This window comes from Variovorax sp. W1I1 (assembly GCF_030815625.1).
In the GTDB taxonomy this organism is placed as follows: Bacteria; Pseudomonadota; Gammaproteobacteria; order Burkholderiales; family Burkholderiaceae_C; genus Variovorax; species Variovorax paradoxus_C.
Genome location: NZ_JAUSWZ010000001.1, coordinates 4,476,368 through 4,498,239, shown reverse-complemented (window position 1 = coordinate 4,498,239; position 21,872 = coordinate 4,476,368). Strand labels below are relative to the sequence as shown.

Annotated in this window: 18 protein-coding genes; 7 read left to right on the top strand and 11 right to left on the bottom strand. The window is 66.9% G+C overall.

From position 1 onward, the window contains the following. Positions 1 to 153: 153 nt before the first annotated feature. Positions 154 to 1,296 (top strand): OpgC domain-containing protein, encoded by a 1,143-nt coding sequence (gene opgC / locus QFZ83_RS21130; RefSeq protein WP_306879857.1) that lies wholly within the window; start codon positions 154 to 156, stop codon positions 1,294 to 1,296. Positions 1,297 to 1,303: 7 nt separating this feature from the next. On the opposite strand, the gene QFZ83_RS21125 is transcribed toward opgC, so the two are convergent. Genes QFZ83_RS21125 through QFZ83_RS21115 form a run of 3 tightly spaced genes read right to left on the bottom strand, consistent with a single transcriptional unit; the run spans position 1,304 to position 3,447 of the window. Next, positions 1,304 to 2,068: an SGNH/GDSL hydrolase family protein gene (locus QFZ83_RS21125; protein WP_306879856.1), complete on the bottom strand. Its 765-nt coding sequence runs from the start codon at positions 2,066 to 2,068 to the stop codon at positions 1,304 to 1,306. 31 nt (positions 2,069 to 2,099) lie between these two features. Then, the gene (locus QFZ83_RS21120) at positions 2,100 to 2,864 is read right to left on the bottom strand and encodes an anti-sigma factor domain-containing protein (RefSeq protein ID WP_306879855.1); all 765 of its coding nucleotides are present in this window, start codon (positions 2,862 to 2,864) and stop codon (positions 2,100 to 2,102) included. Positions 2,865 to 2,871: 7 nt separating this feature from the next. Further along, entirely contained in the window at positions 2,872 to 3,447 is a 576-nt protein-coding gene (locus QFZ83_RS21115; RefSeq protein WP_234974970.1) for an RNA polymerase sigma factor, read from the bottom strand. Between the two features lie 166 nt (positions 3,448 to 3,613). Between QFZ83_RS21115 and QFZ83_RS21110 the strand changes: the two genes are divergently transcribed. Together QFZ83_RS21110 and QFZ83_RS21105 are read left to right on the top strand one after the other, a co-directional pair. Beyond that, the gene (locus QFZ83_RS21110) at positions 3,614 to 4,153 is read left to right on the top strand and encodes a hypothetical protein (protein ID WP_013539945.1); all 540 of its coding nucleotides are present in this window, start codon (positions 3,614 to 3,616) and stop codon (positions 4,151 to 4,153) included. A gap of 13 nt (positions 4,154 to 4,166) precedes the next feature. Next, a complete protein-coding gene (locus QFZ83_RS21105; RefSeq protein ID WP_306879854.1) occupies positions 4,167 to 5,480 on the top strand; it encodes a hypothetical protein in 1,314 nt (437 codons plus the stop codon). Here QFZ83_RS21105 and QFZ83_RS21100 read toward each other — a convergent pair whose 3' ends face one another. The 5 genes from QFZ83_RS21100 to argH all read right to left on the bottom strand — a co-directional run bounded on the left by QFZ83_RS21100 (position 5,481) and on the right by argH (position 14,435). After that, positions 5,481 to 6,920, bottom strand: a complete 1,440-nt coding sequence (locus QFZ83_RS21100; RefSeq protein WP_306879852.1) for an efflux transporter outer membrane subunit — start codon at positions 6,918 to 6,920, stop codon at positions 5,481 to 5,483. Then, on the bottom strand, positions 6,920 to 10,099 hold the full coding sequence (locus QFZ83_RS21095) for an efflux RND transporter permease subunit (RefSeq protein ID WP_306879851.1): 3,180 nt from the start codon (positions 10,097 to 10,099) through the stop codon (positions 6,920 to 6,922). The genes QFZ83_RS21100 and QFZ83_RS21095 overlap by 1 nt, the downstream gene beginning before the upstream one ends. A gap of 9 nt (positions 10,100 to 10,108) precedes the next feature. Further along, on the bottom strand, positions 10,109 to 11,335 hold the full coding sequence (locus tag QFZ83_RS21090; RefSeq protein ID WP_307509756.1) for an efflux RND transporter periplasmic adaptor subunit: 1,227 nt from the start codon (positions 11,333 to 11,335) through the stop codon (positions 10,109 to 10,111). Between the two features lie 183 nt (positions 11,336 to 11,518). After that, entirely contained in the window at positions 11,519 to 12,997 is a 1,479-nt protein-coding gene (locus tag QFZ83_RS21085; protein WP_306879848.1) for a rhomboid family intramembrane serine protease, read from the bottom strand. 40 nt (positions 12,998 to 13,037) lie between these two features. Next, positions 13,038 to 14,435 (bottom strand): argininosuccinate lyase, encoded by a 1,398-nt coding sequence (argH, locus tag QFZ83_RS21080; RefSeq protein WP_307509753.1) that lies wholly within the window; start codon positions 14,433 to 14,435, stop codon positions 13,038 to 13,040. 58 nt (positions 14,436 to 14,493) lie between these two features. Here argH and QFZ83_RS21075 point away from each other — a divergent pair, with 58 nt between their 5' ends. The 3 genes from QFZ83_RS21075 to QFZ83_RS21065 are packed head-to-tail and all read left to right on the top strand — an operon-like array spanning position 14,494 to position 17,593. Further along, positions 14,494 to 15,570, top strand: a complete 1,077-nt coding sequence (locus QFZ83_RS21075; protein WP_373457530.1) for a sensor histidine kinase — start codon at positions 14,494 to 14,496, stop codon at positions 15,568 to 15,570. Then, positions 15,567 to 16,313 carry a LytTR family DNA-binding domain-containing protein gene (locus QFZ83_RS21070; RefSeq protein ID WP_013539957.1) on the top strand — a complete coding sequence of 249 codons (747 nt, stop codon included), beginning with the start codon at positions 15,567 to 15,569 and terminating at the stop codon, positions 16,311 to 16,313. The genes QFZ83_RS21075 and QFZ83_RS21070 overlap by 4 nt, the downstream gene beginning before the upstream one ends. Beyond that, positions 16,310 to 17,593 (top strand): AI-2E family transporter, encoded by a 1,284-nt coding sequence (locus QFZ83_RS21065; RefSeq protein ID WP_307509747.1) that lies wholly within the window; start codon positions 16,310 to 16,312, stop codon positions 17,591 to 17,593. Before QFZ83_RS21070 ends, QFZ83_RS21065 begins: the two co-directional genes overlap by 4 nt. A 6-nt stretch (positions 17,594 to 17,599) precedes the next feature. Here QFZ83_RS21065 and QFZ83_RS21060 read toward each other — a convergent pair whose 3' ends face one another. Next, on the bottom strand, positions 17,600 to 18,112 hold the full coding sequence (locus QFZ83_RS21060; RefSeq protein WP_013539959.1) for a helix-turn-helix domain-containing protein: 513 nt from the start codon (positions 18,110 to 18,112) through the stop codon (positions 17,600 to 17,602). 98 nt (positions 18,113 to 18,210) lie between these two features. Here QFZ83_RS21060 and QFZ83_RS21055 point away from each other — a divergent pair, with 98 nt between their 5' ends. Further along, on the top strand, positions 18,211 to 18,603 hold the full coding sequence (locus QFZ83_RS21055; protein WP_307509745.1) for a tautomerase: 393 nt from the start codon (positions 18,211 to 18,213) through the stop codon (positions 18,601 to 18,603). Between the two features lie 78 nt (positions 18,604 to 18,681). Here the strand turns inward: QFZ83_RS21055 and QFZ83_RS21050 are convergent, their stop codons facing one another. Then, positions 18,682 to 21,006, bottom strand: coding sequence for a hypothetical protein (locus QFZ83_RS21050; RefSeq protein ID WP_306879841.1), 2,325 nt, complete (start codon positions 21,004 to 21,006; stop codon positions 18,682 to 18,684). A 278-nt stretch (positions 21,007 to 21,284) separates the two neighbouring features. Then, complete coding sequence (locus QFZ83_RS21045; RefSeq protein ID WP_307509742.1) at positions 21,285 to 21,833, bottom strand: GNAT family N-acetyltransferase; 549 nt, start codon at positions 21,831 to 21,833, stop codon at positions 21,285 to 21,287. Positions 21,834 to 21,872: the final 39 nt, after the last annotated feature.

Here is a 21,872-nt window from a genome sequence, read left to right as displayed (position 1 = left end):
CGTAGCCGATTTGTGCTTCAAAACGTCAGTGCCAACGGTCATATGTCGTTCGTGTCCACGACCCCCGTCAGGCAAGGATGACGCCAGCCTTCTTACAATCCACCCGTCGTGCGTGCGCCGCGCAGACCGCCACCAAGACCTCGCCGCCGACCGATGAAACGCTACTGGGAAATAGACGCCTTGCGCGGGCTGATGCTCGTGCTGATGACCGTCACCCACCTGCCCACCCGCCTGACCGACCCGCTGGGACAGCCCTTCGGCTTCGTCTCGGCCGCAGAAGGCTTCGTCTTGCTGTCGGCCTTCGTGGCGGGGCTGGTCTACAGCCGCATCGGCTACGTGCGCGGGGTCGAATCGATGCGCGTCGCGTTCTGGCGGCGCGTGGTCAAGGTCTACCTGTGCCAGGCGGCGATCCTGCTGTTCCTCTTTACCGTGATCGCCGCGCTCGGACTGCACATCGACCAGCCGGCGGTGAAGAACCTGGTGTCGTACTACCTGGCGGAGCCGCGCGACGGCTTCTTCTTCGGCCTGCTGCTGATCTACGAGCCGGCGCTGCTCGACATCCTGCCGATGTACATCTTCTTCATGCTCATGAGCCCCTGGGTGCTGGCCTTCGCCATGCGCCACGGCTGGACGCTGGTGATGGTGGCCAGCGTCGTCGTCTGGGCGGCGGCGCAGTTCGGCGTCAGCGAGTGGATCTACGGCCTCGCTGTGCACTACCTGCACATTCCGGTGCCGTTCCACGAGATGGGCGCCTTCAACACCTACGCCTGGCAGTTCCTCTGGTTCGCGGGCCTGTGCATCGGCGCCACCCGCAACGGGCCCGAGGCGCGGCCGCTGCGCTTTCCGTGGTGGCTGCTGTTGCTGGCGGCGGGCATCGCGCTCTACGGGGTCTACTGGCGCCACACCGGCATCAACGGCCAGGCGCCGTTCGGCGGCGATGTCGAACTGAACCTGCTGTTCGACAAGTGGCAGCTCGGCCCGCTGCGCCTGGTGAACCTCGTGGCGCTGGGCATCCTGGCGGTGCGTTTCGGGCCCTGGCTGATGCGCCGCATTCCGCGGCTGCATTGGCTCGAGGCGATGGGTTCGGCGTCGCTCCCGGTGTTCTGCGCGCACCTCGTGGCGGTGCTGCTGGTGCTGGCCTTCTACGGCGACAGCCAGACCGCGCGGCCGTGGTGGGGCGACGGCCTCTTGCTGCTGGCGGTGTTCGCGGGGATGTATTTCGTGGCGCGGTTCACGCGCGCCGCCGATGTGCCGCCGCCGGCGGACGACATGCCGACCGCGCCGGCGAAGGCCTGAAACAGGTTCAGGGCAGGCTGGCGGGCGCGGATGGCAGGTTCGCGCCCGGCAGATGCGACGCGATCACCGAATGCCACAGCCGGTAGCCTTCATCCGTCATGTGCAGCCTGTCCCCGCGAAACAGTTCCATCCGCGGCCGGCCGTCGGCTCCGAGCATCGGCGTGTAGATGTCGATGAACTCGCTGTTGGGCAGCAGGTTGAGATACGCCGAGATCACGTGGTTGGTCTCGCGGATCTGCGGCATCAGCTGCTCGCGCGACGGGCTGGGCTTGACCGAGATGAAGCTGATGCGGGCGTCGGGCAACTCGGCGCGCACCGTGTTGGCAAAGCGCGCGAAGCTGTCGAGTACCTGCAGCGGCGTGCGGCCCTCGGCCAGGTCGTTGTCGCCGGCGTACACCACCACCTGCCGGGGCTTGTAGCGCACCACCAGCTCGCGGGCGAACAGGCTGCAGTCGGCCAGCGTCGAACCACCGAAGCCGCGGTTGACGACGCCGCCTGGCACGCGCGCAAAGTCCTGCGCAAGGCGGGTCCACATGCGGACGGTGGAACTGCCCACGAACACCACGCCGCCCGGGGGCGGCAGGCGCTCCTGGTCGGCGCGCGCGAAGGCTGCGAGCTCGTTGTGCCAGCGCGCCTTGGCGGCGAGGTACTCGGACGTGGCGTCGGCGGCGGTGGCGCCGTCTGCCTCGTAGGGGAAGGCGGCCGAGGCGGTTTGCGCGTGGGAGGCGAGCGCCGCCATCAGCAGCGCGGCCGCGGCCAGCGCGGATTTCATCGAAGGCATCGGAAAGACGGAAGAAAGCAAATCAGATTGTTTTTTCGATCAGGGCGCCCTTGAACACGACGGGGCCCTTCGGACCGCTGCCCGGCGGCACGCCGCCCTTGGCTTCCAGGGTAACGGCCAGGGTCGGCACCTGGTGCACATCGGATTCTGACGCAGCCAGCCGCAGGGCCGGCGCGTTGTCGAGCACGCCCAGCGAGCGCGGCGCGCCGCCGGGCGGCAGGGCCCAGAGCTGCAGCGACTTGTCGGTGCCCTCGCTGTAGGTGCCCACGCGCTGCAGCACCAGCTGCTTTTTCTTCGGATCGAAGGTCACCAGCATCGAAGCGGCGGCCTGGTCGTCGGACAGCACGGCGACGTATTGCACGGCCGGCGCGTTGACCAGTTGGTCGCGCAGGTTCAGCCCGACCACCACGGCCAGCACGGTCGCAAGCGCGCCGGCCGCCGTGGCGCCGCGCCAGAGCGTGAGGCTGCTGAGCCACCCGCCTTGTGGCTGGGGCTTGGCGGCGGCTCGGGCATTGGCGTCGTCGCGCTGCCGCTCGATGGCGTGCTGCGCTTTTTCGGCTTCGATGATGTTGCGGATGCGGGTCCAGACGGCGGCGTCGGGAACGATCGGGCTCTGCAGCTCGGTCATGCTCGCGAGCCGGCTCTGCCAGACAAGCGCCGCGGCGCGCACCGGGGCCTGTTCGCGCGCCAGGGCTTCGAAGCGGCGCCGCGCGCCGCCGCGCAAGGTGCCGAGCGCGTGGCTCGCGGCCAGCAGTTCGAGCAGTTCGGGGTGGGCGGTGAGTTTCATACGAATGTCACGCGAAGCGTCCCATGCAGGTGCGCAGTTTCTCGAGGCCGCGCCGGATCCAGGTCTTGACCGTGCCCAGCGGCAGCTTGAGCTGCTCGGCCAGTTCGCCGTGGCTCATTTCGCGCAGATAGGCGAGGCTGACCACTTCGCGCTGCTTGCTCTCGAGCTGACTCAGGCACTGGTGCAGGGCCCAGGCCTGTTCGCTCGCATCGGCTGTGTCGGCGGGGTTGGGCGCATCGGATTCGAGCGTGTCGGCCATCAACTCGTCGAATTCCTGCGTGAGCTGGGCGCGGTCGGCGGTACGGCGGCGCAGGAGGTCGAGCGCACGGCTTCGCACGATGAGGCCGAGCCAGGCGAGCGGTGGGCTCAGCGAGGCGCGGTAGTCGCCGGCCACGCGCCAGACCGTCAGAAACGCCTCCTGCAACACATCCTCGGCCCATTCGCGTTGCCGGACCACGCGCATCGCCAAGCCCATGAGCTTGGGTGCGGTGCGGTCGTAGAGCTGGCGCAGGGCGGCTTCGTCGCGATGGCCGATCCGATCGATCAGCGCCATCAGTTCGGCGTCGGGGCTGGGTGCTGTCATCGGCGGATTGTCGGGCATCGGTGGGCATGGACAAGGTACGGCCGCACCGGGTCGCCGGATTCAAACAACAGACCGCCAGAACCTCGGTCAACCCCGGTTTTGGAAACATTCGTTAACGTATACTGCCCCGCAAAATCGGAGCGGGCCGCCAAGCGCGGGAGGTGGAATGAAGCAAATTGCGATCGTCATCGTGCTCTGCGTGGGCGCGTGGTACTTCTTTATCGGCGGCCGCAAGCTCGACGAGCCGATGGTGCGCGACTATTACCACAAGGAAGCGCGCGCGATTTCCGCCAACGACGCCGACAAGCTGTGCAAGCAGCTCAGCCGCAAGGCCGTCATCGAGAGCAAGACCACGATGATGGGCAAGACGGTGGAGACCACGCACAACCGCGACGAGGCCTGCGAGGCCCAGCACCGGACCTTCGAGAAGCTGCGTGGCATCAGCGACCAGGTCGGCAGCATCCTTGCCATCGAGTACGACTACCAGATCGACAAGGTCGAGCTCGCGCCCGACCGCAAGAGCGCCTCCGTGCAGGGCACCAGCGTGCTGAAGATGGGCGAGTCGCTCCTGCAGTTCAAGACCAGCTTCACCCAGCGCCTGGAGCGCGAGTTGGGCCAGGTGCGCCTGGTGCATGCCGAAGAGGCCACGGTGGTGCGCGTCGGTGGGCGCGGCGCCATGAGCCAGAGCGAGTTCTTCCGTAAATAAACAAGGGCCGGCCATGATCGTCCAGGATTCGCTGCCACCCCCGCCGCCGTTCTGGCACCGCCTCAACAGCTTCTTCGCCTTTCCGCTCCAGTTGCGGCCGCTGGCCTACGGCATCGTGCTGTCGTTCTGCAGCCTGCTGTTCGAGGCGATCTTCTTCCTGCCCGATGCGCTGGCATTCATCGTCATCGAGATCGGCATCATGCTGGCCGCCAGCCGCTACGGCTTCAAGATCACCGCGCTGGGCGCACGCGGCATCTGGCAGTCGTCCGAGTTCGGGCGCGAGTCGAGCGACGAGTGGACGTATCTCCCGTGGAAGCTCTTCGCCATCTCGCTGGTGCAGGGCGTCCTGATCGCCTGGCTCGCGTGGTACGAGCCGGTGCTGGGCACCGTCGCGCTGTTCGTCATGTCGTTCAGCTTCCCGGCCGCGGTGCTGGTGCTGGTGCAGTCGGGCAGTTTCTTCCAGGCGATGAACCCGGGGCATGTGTGGGATGCGATCCGCACCGTCGGCTGGCCCTATGCGCTGCTGTGCCTGTTCCTGTTCATGCTGAGCACGGGCGCGCAGATCGCCATTTCGATGGTGGTGCCGATGTTCGACGGGCGGATCATCCTGCCGATCGTCAACTTCGCGTTCATCTACTTCGGCTGGGTCATGGCGAGCCTGCTCGGCTACGTGATGTACCAGCACCACGACGCCTTCGGCATCGACGTGGTGCCCGGCGGCGGTGTGGGCGAGGGCATGCCGGTGGATCGCCGCACGCCCGCGCAGATCGCCGCGCAGCGCATCGATGCCGAGGTGGCGCAGTTCATCACCGAAGGCGACCTGGCCGCCGCGCTGGGCACCGCCTACGAGGCACAGCGCACTGCCCCCATCGACGACCTGGCCGCGCAGCGCCGCTATTACCGGGTGCTGTCGATGATGCCGGACAAGCAGAGCACGCTGCTCGACCAGGCCAAGCGCTTCATTCCGCTCCTGATGCGGCGCGATTTGTCGTCCGAAGCGCTCAAGGTCTTCAAGGCCTGCCGCGAGAAGGACAAGACGTTCGCGCTCGACGACGCCGTCATGGTGATCGCGATGGCGCGTGCCGAATGGCGCAACGGCGATGCGCACGCCACGCTGGCGTTGCTGTCGGGCTTCGATCGGCGATTTCGGGGCCACGAGGCGATTCCTCAGGCTTATGAACTCGCGGCCCGCGCGCTGGTGCAGGGCCTGGGGCGCGCCGATATGGCGCAGCCCATCCTCACCACGATGGAGTCGCGCTATCCGAACAGCGAGCAGACGCAGGAAGTGCGCTGGCTGCTGCGGCCGGCGCCGGAGGCAGCGGCCTAGTCAGCCGTTCCCGTCGCCGCCCTCGCTCCAGCCGCCGCCCAGCGTCCTGTAGATCGTGAGCCGGTTGGTCTGCTCGGTGAGTTGCAGGCCAATCAGCGTCTGCTGCGCCGCGTAGTGCGCGCGCTGCGCATCCAGCACATCGAGGAAGCTCGTCGCGCCGCTCCTGAAAAGCGACTGCGACAACTCGAAGCTGCGCGAGGTCGCGCCCAGCAGCGAGCGCTGCGCATCGAGCCGTTCGGCCAGCGTGCGGCGCTCGGCCAGCGCATCGGCCACTTCGCGGAAGGCCGTCTGCACGGTCTTCTCGTAGGTCGCGAGCTGGATCTTCTGCTGCGCCTCGGCCACCTTCAGGTTCGAGCGGTTCGCGCCGCCGTCGAAGATCGGCACGCTCACCGAAGGCGCAAAGCTCCACGCCTTGCTGCCGCTCGTAAACAGGCCCGAGAGCGTGCTGCTCGCCGTGCCCGCCGAAGCCGTGAGCGCGATGCGCGGAAAGAAGGCGGCGCGCGCCGCGCCGATGTCGGCGTTGCTTGCGCGAAGGGCGTGCTCGGCGGCGCGGACGTCGGGGCGCTGCTGCAGCACGCTCGACGAGAGGCCGGCCGGTGGCACGAGCAGTTGCGCGGCTTCGGCCGTCGCTGTGGTCGGCAGCAGCTCTGCTGGCGGCGTGGTACCGACCAACAGCGTGAGCGCGTTGCGGTCCTGCTCCACGAGGCTGTCGAACGCGGCGGCATCCGCCCGTGCGGCGTCGACCGTGCTTTGCGATTGAGCGAGCGCCAGGCCCGATTGCGAACCCAGCGCATGGCTGCGCTGGATCAGGTCGTAGGACTTGCGTTGGCTCTCCAGCGTGCTGCGCGCGAGCGCCAGGCGCTGCTCGTCCGCGGCCAGCTGCAGCCAGGCGGTGGCGACGGACGCCACCAGGCTGATCTGCGTGCTGCGCCGGGTTTCCTCGGTCTGGAAGTAGCTCTGCAGCGCCGATTCGCTCAGGTTGCGCACGCGGCCGAACAGGTCGAGCTCGTAGGCCGTCATGCCCAGGTCGGCGCTGTACTGCGAGGAGATGCGCGCCTCGCCGCTGGTCGAGAGGCTGCCCGGCGTGCGCGAGCGGCTGCCGCCCGCGCCACCCTCGACGGTCGGGAACAGGCCCGCGCGCGCAATGCCGTACTGGGCGCGTGCGCGCTCGATGTTGAGTGCCGCCACGCGCAGGTCGCGGTTATTGGCGAGCGCGAGTTCGATCACGCCTTGCAGTTGCTTGTCGACGAAGAAATCGCGCCAGCTGACGTCGAGCGGCGTGGCCGCGGTGACGCCCGTGGAGGGCAGGGCCTCGGGCACCGGCGAGGCGGGCGTTTCATACGTGGGCGCGAGGTTGATGCACCCCGAGAGCACGGCCGAAGCCATGGCCGCACAGGCCAGCGTGCGCAACGGAAAACGAGAAAGGGATGTGCGCCGCATCAGTGGCCTCCCTGTTCCGCGGTGGTCGCCGGCAATGCGTCCGTCACTTCGGCCTTCGCCGGCTTGCGCCTTCCCTCCAGCCACCCGCGGATCAACGCGAAGAACAGCGGCACGAAGAAGATGCCGAGCGCGGTGCCCACCACCATGCCGCCCAGCACCGCGGTGCCGATCGACTGGCGGCCACCCGCGCCCGCGCCGGTGCCGATGGCCAGCGGCAGCACGCCGAAGCCGAAGGCCAGCGAAGTCATGAGGATCGGGCGCAGCCGCAGGCGCACCGCTTCCAGCGTCGCCTCGATCACGCCCTTGCCCTGTTCCTGCAACTGCTTGGCGAACTCCACGATCAGGATCGCGTTCTTCGACGAGAGCCCCACCGTCGTCAGCAAGCCGACCTGGAAGTACACGTCGTTGCTCAGGCCCCGGAAGCTGGTGAACAGCAGCGCGCCCACGATGCCAAGCGGCACCACCAGGATCACCGAGAACGGCACCGACCAGCTCTCGTAGAGCGCCGCGAGGCACAGGAACACGAACAGGATCGAAATTGCATAGAGCACAGGCGCCTGCGCGCCCGAGAGCCGCTCCTGGAACGACGCGCCGGTCCATTCGTAGCCGATGCCGGGCGGCATCTGCTTCATCACCTCGTCCACCGCGGCCATCGCATCGCCCGAGCTCACGCCCGGTGCGGCATCGCCCACGAACTCGTAGCTCGGGCTGCCGTTGTAGCGCTGCAGCTGCGGCGAGCCGTAGGTCCAGCGCGAACTCGAGAACGCGGGGAACGGCACCATCTGCCCGAGGCTGTTGCGAACGCTCCAGCGATCGATGTCGGCGGGCAGCATGCGGAAGGCGGTGTCGCCCTGCATGTACACGCGCTTCACGCGCCCGTTGTCCAGGAAGTCGTTGATGTAGGTGCCGCCCATCGCGCTGGAGAGCGTGCTGTCGATGTCGGCCGTGGCGAGGCTCGCCGCGCCGGCGCGCGCATCGTCGATGTCCACCGCGAACTGCGGCGTGTCGTCCAGGTTGTTGCTGCGCACGTTCACGACCACGTCGGAGCGTTTGGAGAGCAGGTCGATGGCCTGGTCGCGCGCCTTCACCAGCGCGTCGTGGCCGAGGCCGTTGATGTCCTTCAGGTGGAAGTTGAAGCCAGCGTTGGCGCCCAGCCCGCGCACCGCCGGCGGCAGCAGCACGAACACGCGCGCATCGCGGATGGTCGAGAGATCCTTGTTGGCGCGGCGCGCGAGCGCGGCGGCCGATTGCCCCTCGCCTTCGCGCTCGGCCCAGTCCTTGAGTTTCACGAAGGCGCGCGCCGAACTCTGGTCGCCGTTCTGCCCGGTGATGACGTTCACGCTTACCACCTCGGGCTGCTTGGTGAAGTAGTCCTGCATCTGCGTGACCACCGGCTGCAGCCGCGCGTCCGAGGCGCCCGGCGGCAGCGTCACCTGTACCTGCAGGAAGGCCTGGTCCTCGTCGGGCAGGAAGGAGGTGGGCAGGCGCATGAACAGCACCGCCATCGCGGCCGCGATCAGCAGGTACACCACGAGGCTGCGCTTGCCGCGCCGCACGATGCCGCCGACGATGCCCTGGTAGCGGTCGGCGCCCTTGTCGAAGTTGCGGTTGAAGCCCGCGAAGAAGCGGTCGACCGTGCCCAGCACGCCCCGGCGTGCCACCGCGTGCTGGCCCTTGGCGACGGGCTTGAGCAGCGTCGCGCACAGCGCCGGCGTGAGCGTGAGCGCCACGAACACCGACAGCGCCATCGCCGAGACGATGGTGATCGAGAACTGCCGGTAGATCACGCCGGTCGAGCCGCCGAAGAAGGCCATCGGGATGAACACCGCCGACAGCACCAGCGCGATGCCCACGAGCGCGGGCGTGATCTCGGCCATCGATTTGCGCGTGGCCTCCTTGGGCGAGAGGCCTTCTTCATGCATCACGCGTTCGACGTTCTCGACCACCACGATGGCGTCGTCCACCAGAAGGCCGATCGCCAGCACCATGCCGAACATGGTGAGCGTGTTGATCGAGTAGCCGGCCATGGAGAGCACGCCGAAGGTGCCCAGCAGCACCACCGGCACCGCAATGGCCGGGATCAGCGTCGCGCGGAAGTTCTGCAGAAAGACGTACATCACCAGCACGACCAGCAGCATGGCCTCGGCCAGCGCCTTCACCACCTCGTCGATGGACGCGCTCACGAAGGGCGTGGTGTCGTAGCTCACGAAGGTCTGCAGCTGGTTCGGAAAGAGCGGCTGCAGCTCGGCCACCTTGGCCTTCACCGCCTCGGCCACCTGCACCGCGTTGGCGCCGTCGGCCAGCACCACGCCCAGGCCCGCGCCGGGACGGCCGCCGAGCTGCGAGCGCACCGTGAGGTTCTCGGCGCCGAGCTCCACGCGCGCCACGTCGCGCAGGCGCACCACGGCGCCGTCGGGCGTGGCGCGAAGCACCACGTTCTCGAACTGCGAAACCGTCTGCAGCTTGCTGCGCGCGGTGATCGTGGCATTGAGCTGCTGCTGCGCGCCGGCGGGCAGTGCGCCCAACTGGCCGGCCGAGACCTGCGCGTTCTGCGCGGTGATGGCGTTGCCCACATCCGAGGGCATCAGCGCGTACTTGCGCAACTTGTCGGGGTCGAGCCAGAGGCGCATCGCGTAGCCGGTGCCCAGCGTCTGCACCTCGCCCACGCCGTCGATGCGGCTGATCACGTCGACCAGGTTGCTGCTGATGTAGTCGCCCACGTCCACCGCGGAAGCGCTGCCGTCGCCCGAGTACATCGAGACGATCAGCAAAAAGTCGTTGCCGCCCTTGGTGACGGTGACGCCGCGGCTTTGCACCTGCTGCGGCAGGCGCGACATGGCCTGCTGCAGCTTGTTCTGCACCTGCATCTGGGCCACGTCGATGTTGGTGCCCGCGTTGAAGGTGAGCGACAGGCGCGCCACGCCCGAGGAGTTGCTGGTCGACTGCATGTAGAGCAGGTTGTCCAGCCCCTTCATCTGCTGCTCGATGACCTGGGTGACCGAGTCTTCGACCGTCTTGGCCGAGGCGCCGGTGTAGGTGGCGTTGATCGACACGCGCGGTGGCGCGATGTCGGGGTATTGCTCGAGCGGCAGCGTGCGGATCGCCATCAACCCCGCGAGCATGACGACGATGGAGAGCACCCACGCGAAGATGGGGCGGTCGATGAAGAACTGGGCCATGGCGGGGCCTCAGCGCGCGAGCGTTGCGGAAGCGGCGTCGGGCGTTGCGGCCGCCACGGGGCTTGTGACCGGCTTCGCGCCCAGGTCGACCACGCGCACCTTGTCGCCGACCTTCACGCGCTGCGAGCCTTCCATCATCACGCGGTCGCCCGCTGCGAGGCCGTCGAGCACCTGCCATTGCGTGCCGACCGCGCGGCCCACGGTGATCGGGCGTTTGGCGACCTTGTTCTCGGTGTCGATCACCAGCGCCGAGGCGCTGCCGTCCGGCGCGCGCGTGACGGCCTGCTGCGGCACCAGCAGCGCGGCCTGGTTCACGCCTTCCTGCAGCACCGCGCGCACGTACATGCCGGGCATCAGCAGCCGGTCGGGGTTGGGCACCACCGCGCGCAGCGTGACGCTGCCGGTGCCCGCATCGACCGTGACTCCGCTGAAGGTCAGGCGCCCGGCATGCGGGTACTTGCTGCCGTCTTCGAGCAGCAACTGGATGCTCGCCTCGGCATTGTTCGCGCGCTGCAGCCGGCCGCTGGCGAGTTCGCGCTTCAGGCGCAAGAGCTCGCTGCTCGACTGCGTGACATGCACATGGATCGGGTCGAGCTGCTGCACGGTGGTCATCGCCGCCGCCTGGTTGGCGGTGACCAGCGCGCCCGGGGTCACGGTCGAGAGCTCGGCCCAGCCGGTGATCGGCGAGGTGATGCGGGTGTAGCCCAGCTGGATGCGCGCGGTCTGTTCGGCCGCGCGGGCCACGCCGAGGTCGGCTTCGGCCTGCTGCTCGGCGGCCTGCGATTCATCGAACACCTGGCGGCTGATGGCGTCGATCTTCACCAGCTCCGCATTGCGCTTGGCCACCGTGCGGGCCGTGGCCAGGGCCGATTCGGCTTTGCGCACGCTCGCCTGGGCGCTGGCGTGCGCCGCCTGCAGCGAGGCCGGGTCGAGCTGGTAGAGCACCTGTCCGGCCTTGACCTGCGAGCCTTCTGTAAAGAGCCGCTCCTTCAGGATGCCGCCGACCTGCGGGCGGATCTCGGCGATGAGCGGCGCGGCGGTGCGGCCGGGGAGTTCGGTGCTCAGCGCGAGGGTCTCGTGCTTCAGGGTGACGGCGCCGACTTCCTTTTCTGGTGCGGCGGCGGCCGCCTTGGCGGTGCCGGGCGCCTCCACGCTGGTGCGTGAACACCCTGCGAGCGCGGCGATGGCCAGGGCTGTAACAAGCAGGGCGAAGCGGGAGGGGGTGTGGTCAGGCATGAATCAGGCAGCGGAAGTAGGAAAAAGCTCCAGATGGAGCGAGCGGGCAGCCTCAAGTTCAACGAGGCGCGGGCGCAAGGGCCGGCTTTACACGCGAGACGCAGCAATTGCAGTGCCTGCAATGCCCATGGTGTCAGCGGCGGTCTACAGGGGCATGACAACCCCCAGGGGATCGTCGCGATTTCAGGCGCGCTGCAGGGCGCGCGTGACCATGTCGTTGGGCGCGAGCCGCAGCAGGTGCGGCAAGAGGCCGATCGCCTTCTCGCGCTCGCCCGCGTGCAGCAGGCCGTTGGCGCACACCGAGAGCGTGTCGGCCAGCTGCGGATGGTCAGGCGCCGTCTTCAGCAGGATGCGGCATAGCATGTCGGCATCGCCGAACTCGCGAATGCGCGCGAACCGGCGCGCGAGGCGGGCCATGTCGTCGGGCTTCAGGCGCAGGCCTGGCTTGGCCTGGTCGAGGTAGGTGCGGTAGCTCGCGTGCTGCAGGGCGATCGTCTCGGCATCGGTGGCGGGCAGGCGGAAGATGCGGCGCGCGGCCTGGTGGAAGTCTTCGCTCGCGGGCTGCAGGCGCGCGGTGTTGAACCAGGCGCGCAGCGTGTCGGTGTCGCCGGGGCGCAGGGCCGCGGCGGCGCGCCACTCGGCGGCGGCCTGCTCGAACTTCATCGCGGCGCCCAGCCGACGGGCAGCGGCCACGTGCGCATCGAAGCGGTCGTCGTCGTTCACCATTTCCGACTTCACCGTCTCGGGCGTCTTCACGCGGCCGAGCAGCATGGCGCCGGCCATCAGCGCGGCACCGGTGAGCAGGCCACCCAGATGCGCCATATAGGCAACGCCCTCGTCGGCGAGCCAGTGCTGCATCAGCTCGTTGACGATCCAGGCCGGCAGCAGGAGCAGGGCCGGCGCGCTGACGTAGTTGAAATAGAAGAACAGCTGATAGAAAAAGCGGATGCGCCGGAGCCGATACATCACCGCGTACATGCCCATCAGCGCCGAGACCCCGCCCGAGGCGCCCAGGCCATAGGAGCCCTTGCCCGCATAGGCCCAGGCCGCCAGCGCCGAGGCGCCCACGCAGCCCAGCAGGTAGAACGTGAGGTAGGTGCTGCGGCCCAGGGCCAGCTCGACCGAGGCGCCGAACAGGAAGAGGAACAGCATGTTGCCCAGCAGGTGGCCGGTGCTGCCGTGCAGGAAGGCCGAGGTGATCAGCGTCCAGGGCTTGCTGAACCCTGCGTCCTTGCCGTAGTCCTGCGCCCAGCGCTCGGTGAAGGAGGCGGGCAGCATCGACTCGTACTGCTGGCGGTCGCGCTTCCACTCGGCGTACTGCAGGTGGGCGGGCGTGATGATCTCTTCGGCCTTCAGCTTCTTCTGGAAGGCCCGGTCGTGTTCCATGGCCTGGATCAACTGCTCGTAGGCCTCGGCCTTCAACATGCGCTCGCCCAGCTTGCCGCGCTTCGCGTCGGTCTTCTTCAGCCACTCCACGAAAGGCGGCAGTTCCAGCGCGGGCAGCGCGCTCTTCACGTAGTACTGGCCAGCGCGCTCGCGGCCGTTCTCTTCGCTGGTCTGCGGCCCCCACCAGACGATCATGTTCACGAGGATCAGCAGCACCGTCAGCCACGGTGGGTTGCGCCAGCTCGGTTTGTTTTCGAGCGGGATGGCGTAGAACACGGTGGGGTGGCCGGTTGCTGCTGCTGATGCGGTGCCGCGATCAGCCGAGGCGCTTGCGGTGACGCGCGATCTGCGCCTTCACCTGCGCAGGCGCGGTGCCGCCGAGGATGTTGCGTGCGTTCAACGAGCCGCGCAGGCTCAGCACGTCGTACACGTCCTTCTCGATGTTCGGATTGAACTGCTGCAGCACGGCCAGCGGCAGCTCGGCCAGGTCGACCTTGTGCGAGGTGGCGGCCTTCACGGCATGGGCCACGGTTTCGTGCGCGTCGCGGAAGGGCAGGCCCTTCTTCACGAGGTAGTCGGCCAGGTCGGTGGCGGTGGCGTAGCCGCGCAGGGCCGCGGCTTCCATCGCCTCGGGCTTCACGGTGATGCCGCCGATCATCTCGGCAAAGATGCGCAGGGTGTCCTTGAGCGTGTCTACGGTGTCGAACAGCGGCTCCTTGTCTTCCTGGTTGTCCTTGTTGTAGGCGAGCGGCTGGCCCTTCATGAGCGTGATGAGCGCCATCAGGTGGCCGACCACGCGGCCGGTCTTGCCGCGGGCCAGCTCGGGCACGTCGGGGTTCTTCTTCTGCGGCATGATCGACGAGCCCGTCGTGAAGCGGTCGGCGATCTGGATGAAGCCGAAGTTCTGGCTCATCCACAGGATGAGTTCTTCGCTCATGCGGCTGATGTGCACCATGCACAGGCTCGCCGCGGCGGTGAATTCGATCGCGAAGTCGCGGTCGCTCACGGCGTCCAGGCTGTTCTGGCACACGCCGTCCATGTTCAGGGTCTTCGCGACCAGTTCGCGGTCGAGCGGGTAGCTGGTGCCGGCAAGGGCGGCGGCGCCCAGCGGCAGGCGGTTGACACGCTTGCGCACCTCGCCCATGCGCTCGGCATCGCGGCTGAACATTTCCACATACGCCAGCATGTGGTGGCCGAAGCTCACCGGCTGGGCCACCTGCAGGTGGGTGAAGCCGGGCAGGATCACCTCGACGTTCTTCTCGGCGATTTCCACCAGCGCTTTCTGCAGTTCGGTGAGCAGGTCGCCGATGAGGTCGATTTCGCCGCGCAGCCAGAGGCGCACATCGGTGGCGACCTGGTCGTTGCGGCTGCGGCCGGTGTGCAGGCGCTTGCCGGCGTCGCCGACGAGCTGCGTGAGACGCGCCTCGATGTTCAGGTGCACGTCTTCCAGGTCGAGCTTCCACTCGAAGGCGCCGGACTCGATTTCGCTGCGAATCTGCGTCATCCCACGCTCGATTTCGGCGTGGTCCTGCTTCTGGATGATCCCTTGGGCGGCGAGCATGCCGGCATGGGCGAGGGAGCCCTCGATGTCGGCCTGCCACAGGCGCTTGTCGAAGAAGACGCTGGAGGTGTAGCGCTTCACCAGGTCGCTCATCGGTTCGGAGAAAAGGGCCGACCAGGCTTCGGATTTCTTGTCGAGTTGGTTTTGGGTCATGGGAGCCGTCCAGGAGGCAATAATGGGTTGGTCACCCGATGTAACTGTGATGTCCGCGATGCGCAACCCGGCGATTTTATCGGCCACCTCTGGCTCCACGCCCCCGACGCCGTCGGAGAGGGCTCGCGCGCCCCTGCGCGCCGAGCCGTCGCTGTTCGATGCCTGCCAGATCGGCGTGGTGCTGCGCACCGTGGTGTTCGTCGAGGTGGTGGTCGCCATCGCCGCGCTCTTCGTGGTCTCCACGCCCGGCGAATGGCTGGTGCAGACCGCCACCGTCACAGGCGGCGCCTTGCCCGCGACCCTGCTCTGGCTGGTGACGGCCTGCGGGCTCAAGAAGCAATTGCGGCGCCTGCCGCGCCAGTGGCAGTACGCCGCCGGCGCCGTGCTGGGTGCGCTCGCATCACTCTATGGCTGCGGCCTGTTGCGCCTGACGGGCGTGCTCGCCAATGCGCCGTGGCTGGCCAGCGGGCTGGCCGGCGCGCTGTTCGCAGGGCTCGTGATGACCGCGATGGCCCTGCGCGCACGCGGCCAGACGCCCGCCGCAACCACGGCCCGGCTCGAGGAACTGCAGTCGCGCATCCGCCCCCACTTTCTCTTCAACACGCTCAACAGCGCCATCGCCCTCGTGCGCGAGGAGCCCGCCAAGGCCGAGACCATGCTCGAAGACCTGGCCGAGCTGTTCCGCCAGGCGCTGGCCGACCCGGGCGAATCGGGCACGCTGGCCGACGAGATCGCGCTGGCCGAGCGCTACCTGGCGATCGAGCAGGTGCGCTTCGGCGAGCGCCTGCGCATCCGCTGGGACCTCGATGCCGCCGCCAGCAATGCACGCCTGCCGCCGCTGTTGCTGCAGCCGCTGGTCGAGAACGCCATCAAGCACGGCGTGGAGCCCAGCCCCGAGGGCGCCAAGCTGCGCATCCGCACCGAGCGGCGCGGCAGCATGGTCGTGATCGAGGTGGTCAACAGCCTGCCGCCGCTGCGCTGGGCCGACGAGCCGCTGCCGCGCGGCCACGGCATCGCGCTGGCCAACGTGCGCGACCGGCTGCGCCTGTTGCACGACATGCAGATGCAGTTCAGCGCCGGCATGGACCAGAAAAACTACCGGGTGCGCATCGCGATCCCCGCCGAATCATCATGACCCTCAAGACCCTCATCGTCGACGACGAAGCCCTGGCGCGCTCCCGCATGCGCACCCTGCTGCGCGACTGCACCACGCCCGCCGCCGAGGTGGTGGCCGAGGCCTCGCAGGGCGCCGAGGCGCAGCAGCACCTGGCCACGATGGACCTCGACCTCGTGCTGCTCGACGTGCACATGCCCGGCGTCGACGGCATCGAGGTGGCGCGCGCGCTGCGCAGCAATCCCGATGCACCAGCCGTGGTGTTCGTGACCGCACACGCGACGCACGCAGTCACCGCTTTCGAGCTCGACGCGGTCGACTACCTGACCAAGCCGGTGCGCGCCGAGCGGCTGCAGCAGGCGCTGCTGAAGGCCGAGCGCTTCCTGAAGGAGCGCCGCGCGCTGCAGGCCGATGCCGCGCCCGAGACCGTGCTGATCCAGGACCGCGGCCGCGCCGAGCGCGTGCCGCTCTCCGAGGTGCTGTACCTGAAATCCGAATACAAGTACCTCACAGTGCGCACCGCGACACGCAGCCACATCCTCGATGGCTCGCTCAACGAGTTCGAGGAGCGCTATCCGAACCGCTTCCTGCGGGTGCACCGCAATGCGCTGGTGGCCCGTTCGGCCATCCGCGCGCTCGAGAAATACGACGACGGCGAAGACGCCGAAGGCTGGGCCCTCCGGTTGGATGCGATTCCCGAACCCGTCGCGGTGTCGCGGCGCCAACTCGCCGCGGTGCGCGAAGTGCTCAAGGAAACGCGATGACCGACGAACACAAGCCGCCCGCGTCCGACAAACCTCAGGCTGCGGAGGCGCCGCAGCCCACCCCGGAGCCTCCGGCCGTCGAGCCTCCCGCGACGTCTTCTCCTGCCGCGCCTGCGCCGGAAGCCGCAGCCGCGCCGGAGGAGCCGGCTGCCGAGCCCACCGCGGCCCAGCGCCGGCGCCTCATGCTGCATATGCCGGTCGACGTGCGCAGCGCCTCGCTGGTCGTGCTCGCCGTGCTGGCCAGCGTCTTCGCGCTGCAGTGGGGCCAGGCGGTGTTCATCCCGCTGATGCTGAGCCTTTTGCTGACCTACGCGCTGTCGCCGCTGGTCGAAATGCTCCACCGCTGGCACCTGCCGCGCTGGATCGGCGCCGCGTTCATCCTCGTGGGCCTGTTCGGCGGCATCGGCTGGACGGGCTATTCGCTGTCGGGCAATGCGTCGCAGCTGGTCGATTCGCTGCCCGTCGCCGCGCAGAAGCTCGGACAGGCGATGCGCCGCGACAAGGGTGCCAGCGCCACGCCGCTCGAAAGCGTGCAGCAGGCCGCCGCGCAGCTGGAGAAGGCGGCCGAGGAGAACTCCGCGCGCGTCGCCTCGCGGCGCGGCGTGGCCCGCGTCATCATCGAACGGCCGGGCTTCAACGTGCGCGACTACCTGCTGAGCGGCACGGTCGGCCTGCTGAGCGCGCTGGGCCAGTTCACGCTGGTGGCCTTCCTCACTTACTTCGCGCTGTGCTCCGGCGACACCTTCCGGCGCAAGCTCATCAAGATCACCGGCTCGAGCCTGCAGAAGAAGAAGGTCACGGTGCATGTGCTGGACGACATCACCCGCAACATCGAGCGCTACCTGCTGGTGCAGATCTTCACCAGCGTGCTCGTGGGATTGGCCACCGGCCTTGCGTTCTGGGCCATCGGGCTGGAGAACGCCGCGGTGTGGGGAATCATCGCCGCGGTGACCAACCTCATTCCGTACATCGGCTCGGTCATCGTGCTCGCTGCGGCGGGGCTCGTGGCCTTCCTGCAGTTCAACAGCCTGCAGATGGGCCTTGCGGTGGCCGGCACTTCGCTGGCCATCCACACGATCATCGGCAACCTGCTGCTGCCCTGGCTCACCAGCCGAACCAGCCGCATGAACCCGGTGGCGGTGTTCGTGGGCGTGATCTTCTGGGGCTGGCTCTGGGGCATCTGGGGGCTGCTGCTGGGCATTCCGATCACGATGGTGATCAAGTCGATCTGCGACCGGGTGGAAGACCTGCAGCCCATCGGCGAACTGCTGGGCGAATAGGGGCGCTCAGCCCGGCTGCGCCTTGCCGCGCGCCGCTTGTTTCACCGGCAGCTTCTTCGCCGCCGGCTTTTTCACCGGGAGCTTCTTCACGAACGTGTCGGCCGCATCGAGCGGCTTGCCGTCGTGCGTGCGCAGGTCGAGCTTGCGCACCGGCTTGCCGCTGCCCCGCTCGACCAGCACCGAGTGCGCCTCGCCCTTGCCGTAGAGGTGCTGCTCGCCCCAGTGCCTGAGGCCCACTACCACGGGGAAGAGACCGTTGCCCTTGGGCGTGAGAACGTACTCCTGGTACATCGTGCCGTCGGATGCGGGCGCGAGCGCGAGCACGCCTTCCTGCACCAGGTTCTTCAGCCGGTCCGCCAGGATGTTCTTCGCCACACCCAGGCTCTGCTGGAATTCGCCGAAGCGCTTCATGCCGTCGAACGCGTCGCGAATGATGAGCAGCGACCACTGGTCGCCCACGATGTCGAGCGAGCGCGCCATCGGGCAGGTGTCTGATTTGAGGCTTCGTCTCTTGGCCATGGGGCCGTATTAGACCGGGGATGGCCTTTCGGTGGCAAATAACAACCTGAATGCCTGCAATGCAACCGATGGCATCGAATTTCCGTAAGGTGCCCGGCATGCCTTATCTCCAGCTCGACGTGAACGGCCGCCACGAAGTGGCCGACAAGAAGCGCCTCGCGCGCCAGCTCTGCGAAACCTATGCGCAACTGATGAGCGTCGACATCCGCCGCATCAGCGTCGCGATCCGCGAGGTGGGTGAGGGCGGCGTCTGGCGCATGGTGGACGGCGAGGCCACCGAGGTGTCGGTGCTCATGTGCGACATCCGGCGCGGCCGCTCCGCCGAGTTGCGGCTCGAAGTCGCGAAGGCGCTGTGCCGCGATTGCATCGACATACTGGGGCTGCGCGAAGACCGGCTCAATGTCGAATTCACCCAGCATTCGGGCGATGAGATGTACCACCCGACGCTGGGCGGCTACAGCCCGGAGTGGTCGGAGGATGAAGCCCCGTAGCTCGACCGGGACAACAGACTCCTCTGAGGTCGTCTGGGGTCCCTTTGTCGTCTACCCCGTGCTCGACGAAAGCCTGCGTCAGTGCGGCGTACGTCCGAAGATCTGCAGCTGCACGTCGGTCAACGCGACCTTGGTGCCGTCGTTTGGCGCGTTGGCGAATTTCAGAGTCAGCGTTTTGAGGCGTGCGGGATCGAAGGCGCTTGGGCTGGTTGGATCGGGCTTGAATGCGGCGATAGGGATCGCGACCATGTTCAGCAATTCGGCTGCACGACTGCCGGCAGGTATGGTCAGACCCATGCTGCTGTCCAGAGCGTCCGAGAAATCACTGACCTTGATAGTGGGAGAGTTCACGCCCTTGCTGTCGGTGAGCGTCACGGTGACTTCCTGCGCCGGCTGCGGTTGTTCTTTTGCCAGATCGGGCCGGATCATGGCAATGCGGAAGCTCAGCGTATCGTAGCCGCCGGTCGAGAGGTCATCGGCGCTGACGCCCGGTGCCCCGGTGCCGACAACGGGTTCCTTCAACGTGATCGCCAAGGGCATGTCGGGCTTGCTCAGGCCAAGCAGCAGCTGGTTCGGGGAGGATACGAGGCCACCCGAGTAGGTGCTGCGGTTGCCAATGGGTGACGTCCTGAAAAATGCATCGGGCTGCATAAGCGGGGTGCAACTCCTCGGAATGGCGCTGTCAGGCAGCGCCCGATCCGTGGCACATGTATGAAGATTCCCCGCGAAGGCCAAGGTATCGATCAGGTCGAGCGGATCGCCCATATGAAGCATCGAGGTTGCGTCGTCGTAGGGCTGGTTAAACCCGTACGTGTCGTCGAATGGCGCAATCACCTTGTGATTGTTCAATCCGTTCGTCTTTCCATTGGTCTGAAGCGTCAGCGCAACGCGGCTGTCACACGGCCAACGGCCGCCGGGACAAGCCTTCGCCGGTAGCGGTGCCGAGCCATTCCAGTACGGGGCGAATGCGGCCTCTTGTCCGACGAAGTGGCGCATGAAGCTGTTGATCACAAACAGGCCAACGGCTGTCTGATCAGCAGGAGCGAGCCGGATGCCACTCTCTGTCATCGAATTCAAATAGCAGTAGTCGAATGCACTGTCTGGATAGTCGTCCCGCGTCCATTGGGAATTGAAGAAGTTGTGATTCGCACCCCTCACAACGATTTGGAACCGCGGTGCCGTATCGGCCGCATCCTGGCCGAACCGGTTGCGATCGAACGCATGAGCGCCGTTCAGATTACGGACGTCACCGTCACAGGTGGGGATCATCGCCATGAACGGAACGTTGGCGATTCTCAAAAAGCGGCGGCCATCGGTCGGTGCGAGCGAAACGGCCGCCTTGAATACATATTTCGGCGGGGCTTCCGGTCCAGTCGCCGCGCCTGCGGCAAGCGTGATGTTCTGGTTGTCGAGGAAGGCCGACAGGTCAGCGTCCGAGAGCACCGGGGTTCTCAAGGTTGCGAGCAGGCCGTCGAGCGTCGCCAGGAACGCCTGTCTCGTGCCTGTTGTCTTCGTTGCGCCAGGAGCGGAAAACCAGACGCTGCTTACCCAACTGTTTCTCTGCCTTTGCACCGTGCCCAGAGCGGAGCGAAGTTGTGTCAGCGTCACGCCGATGCGCTGGTCGTTGAGTTGGATGGCATCGTTGATACCTTGACCACCTCGCGAGTGACCCATGATGCCGACGCGGTCGAGGTCGATCTTGCCGACCAGAGAACTCAATGCGATCCCGTTGGTGGTCTGAGTCCCGTCGTTGATCTTCTTGAGTTTGTCCAACGTGGCGAGAACCAGTTGACCGCGAGATTGAGAGGTGAAATCACCCGAGCTGGCCGCGTTGATGTCGTTCGCGTCGATCGACAACACGACATAACCCTGTGCGGCCAGATTGCTTGCCAGATATTCGTACCCTTGGTAGTTGGGGACAGCGGGCGAGTGCTGGCCGTGCAAGAGAACGACGACAGGGTACGTGGATGGCTGTGTGCTGGAGGCAAGAAGCGGCTTGCCTGGATACCAGAGGCCGCCGTGAATACGCGCCATGAAGACCGCGGGGGTTGCGTCGGCCGTGCTCACCATCACCGACCCTAGGTCATAGTCGCCAGCCTCCGTTGCATAGATTGCACCGTCCTGAACGGCGGGAACCTGTTTTTCAAACCGGGTGACCGGCGAGAACTTCGGCGGCGGTGTCGATGTTTCGGTCGAGGTTGTGGCCGACGGCGGCGTGGCCTGTGGCGTCTCGGGAACGAACGGCGTTACCGTACCGCCGACGGGACCGGTGCTCGTCGGTGTACTGCTGTCGGGTGGTGGCGCGATACCCGAAAAGCCGTTGTTTGAAGAAGAGCCGCCGCAGCCGGCAAGGCCTGCTGACAAGCTGAATGCGACCAGCAGATGACGCAGTCGAATGACCATTGATTTCCCCCTGAATCTTTATTGACGCAACGCCCCAGGCACGGATGGACCCGCATCACTTCTGCAGTCAATATCTTGATGCGTCAGCGAAAAAATTGCCGGGGGCGTGCCAGCAACAGCAAATCTTGTGCCCACGAGTCGACACGAAATTGCACCAGAACGCTGATTTTGTTAAATCGCAATACAGTTGCAAATTAAATACCGATACTGCGTTGCAGTAATTTTTCGATGTCATACATCGATCGCGCGGACTCGTCGAGAACAGCAGCGAGGGTCGGTCAAGACGACGAGACAGGTTGAGTGCAGTTCAGCGCACGCTGCATCAACACCGTATCGACCCACTGCCCGAACTTGAACCCGACGCTGCGCAGCACGCCGACCGTCTCGAAGCCGAGGCTTTCGTGCAGGCGCTGCGACCCGGTGTTCGCGCTGTTGCCCACCACCGCCACCATCTGCGTGAAGCCGCCCTCGGTGCAGTGCGCGATCACCGCCCGCAGGAGCGCCCTGCCGATACCGTGGCCGTGCATGCCGCGCGCGACGTAGATCGAGTCTTCCACCGTGTGGCGGTAGGCGGAGCGGGCGCGGTAGGGGCTCGCGTAGGCATAGCCAGCCACCTCGCCGTTCTTCAGTGCGACCAGATAGGGAAGACCGCGGCGCAGCACCTCGGTTCGGCGCGTCTGCATGTCTTCCACAGTGGGCACTTCTTCCTCGAAGGAGCACAGGTCGTGCTGCACATAGTGGCTGTAGATGGCCTGCACCGAGGCCATGTGGTGCGGCTCGGCATCGAGGATTTCGAGGGCGGAGGAAAGAAGGGGCGGTGCTTGCATGCCTCGATCTTGACGCGCCACCACCGATAAGTGAAGCTT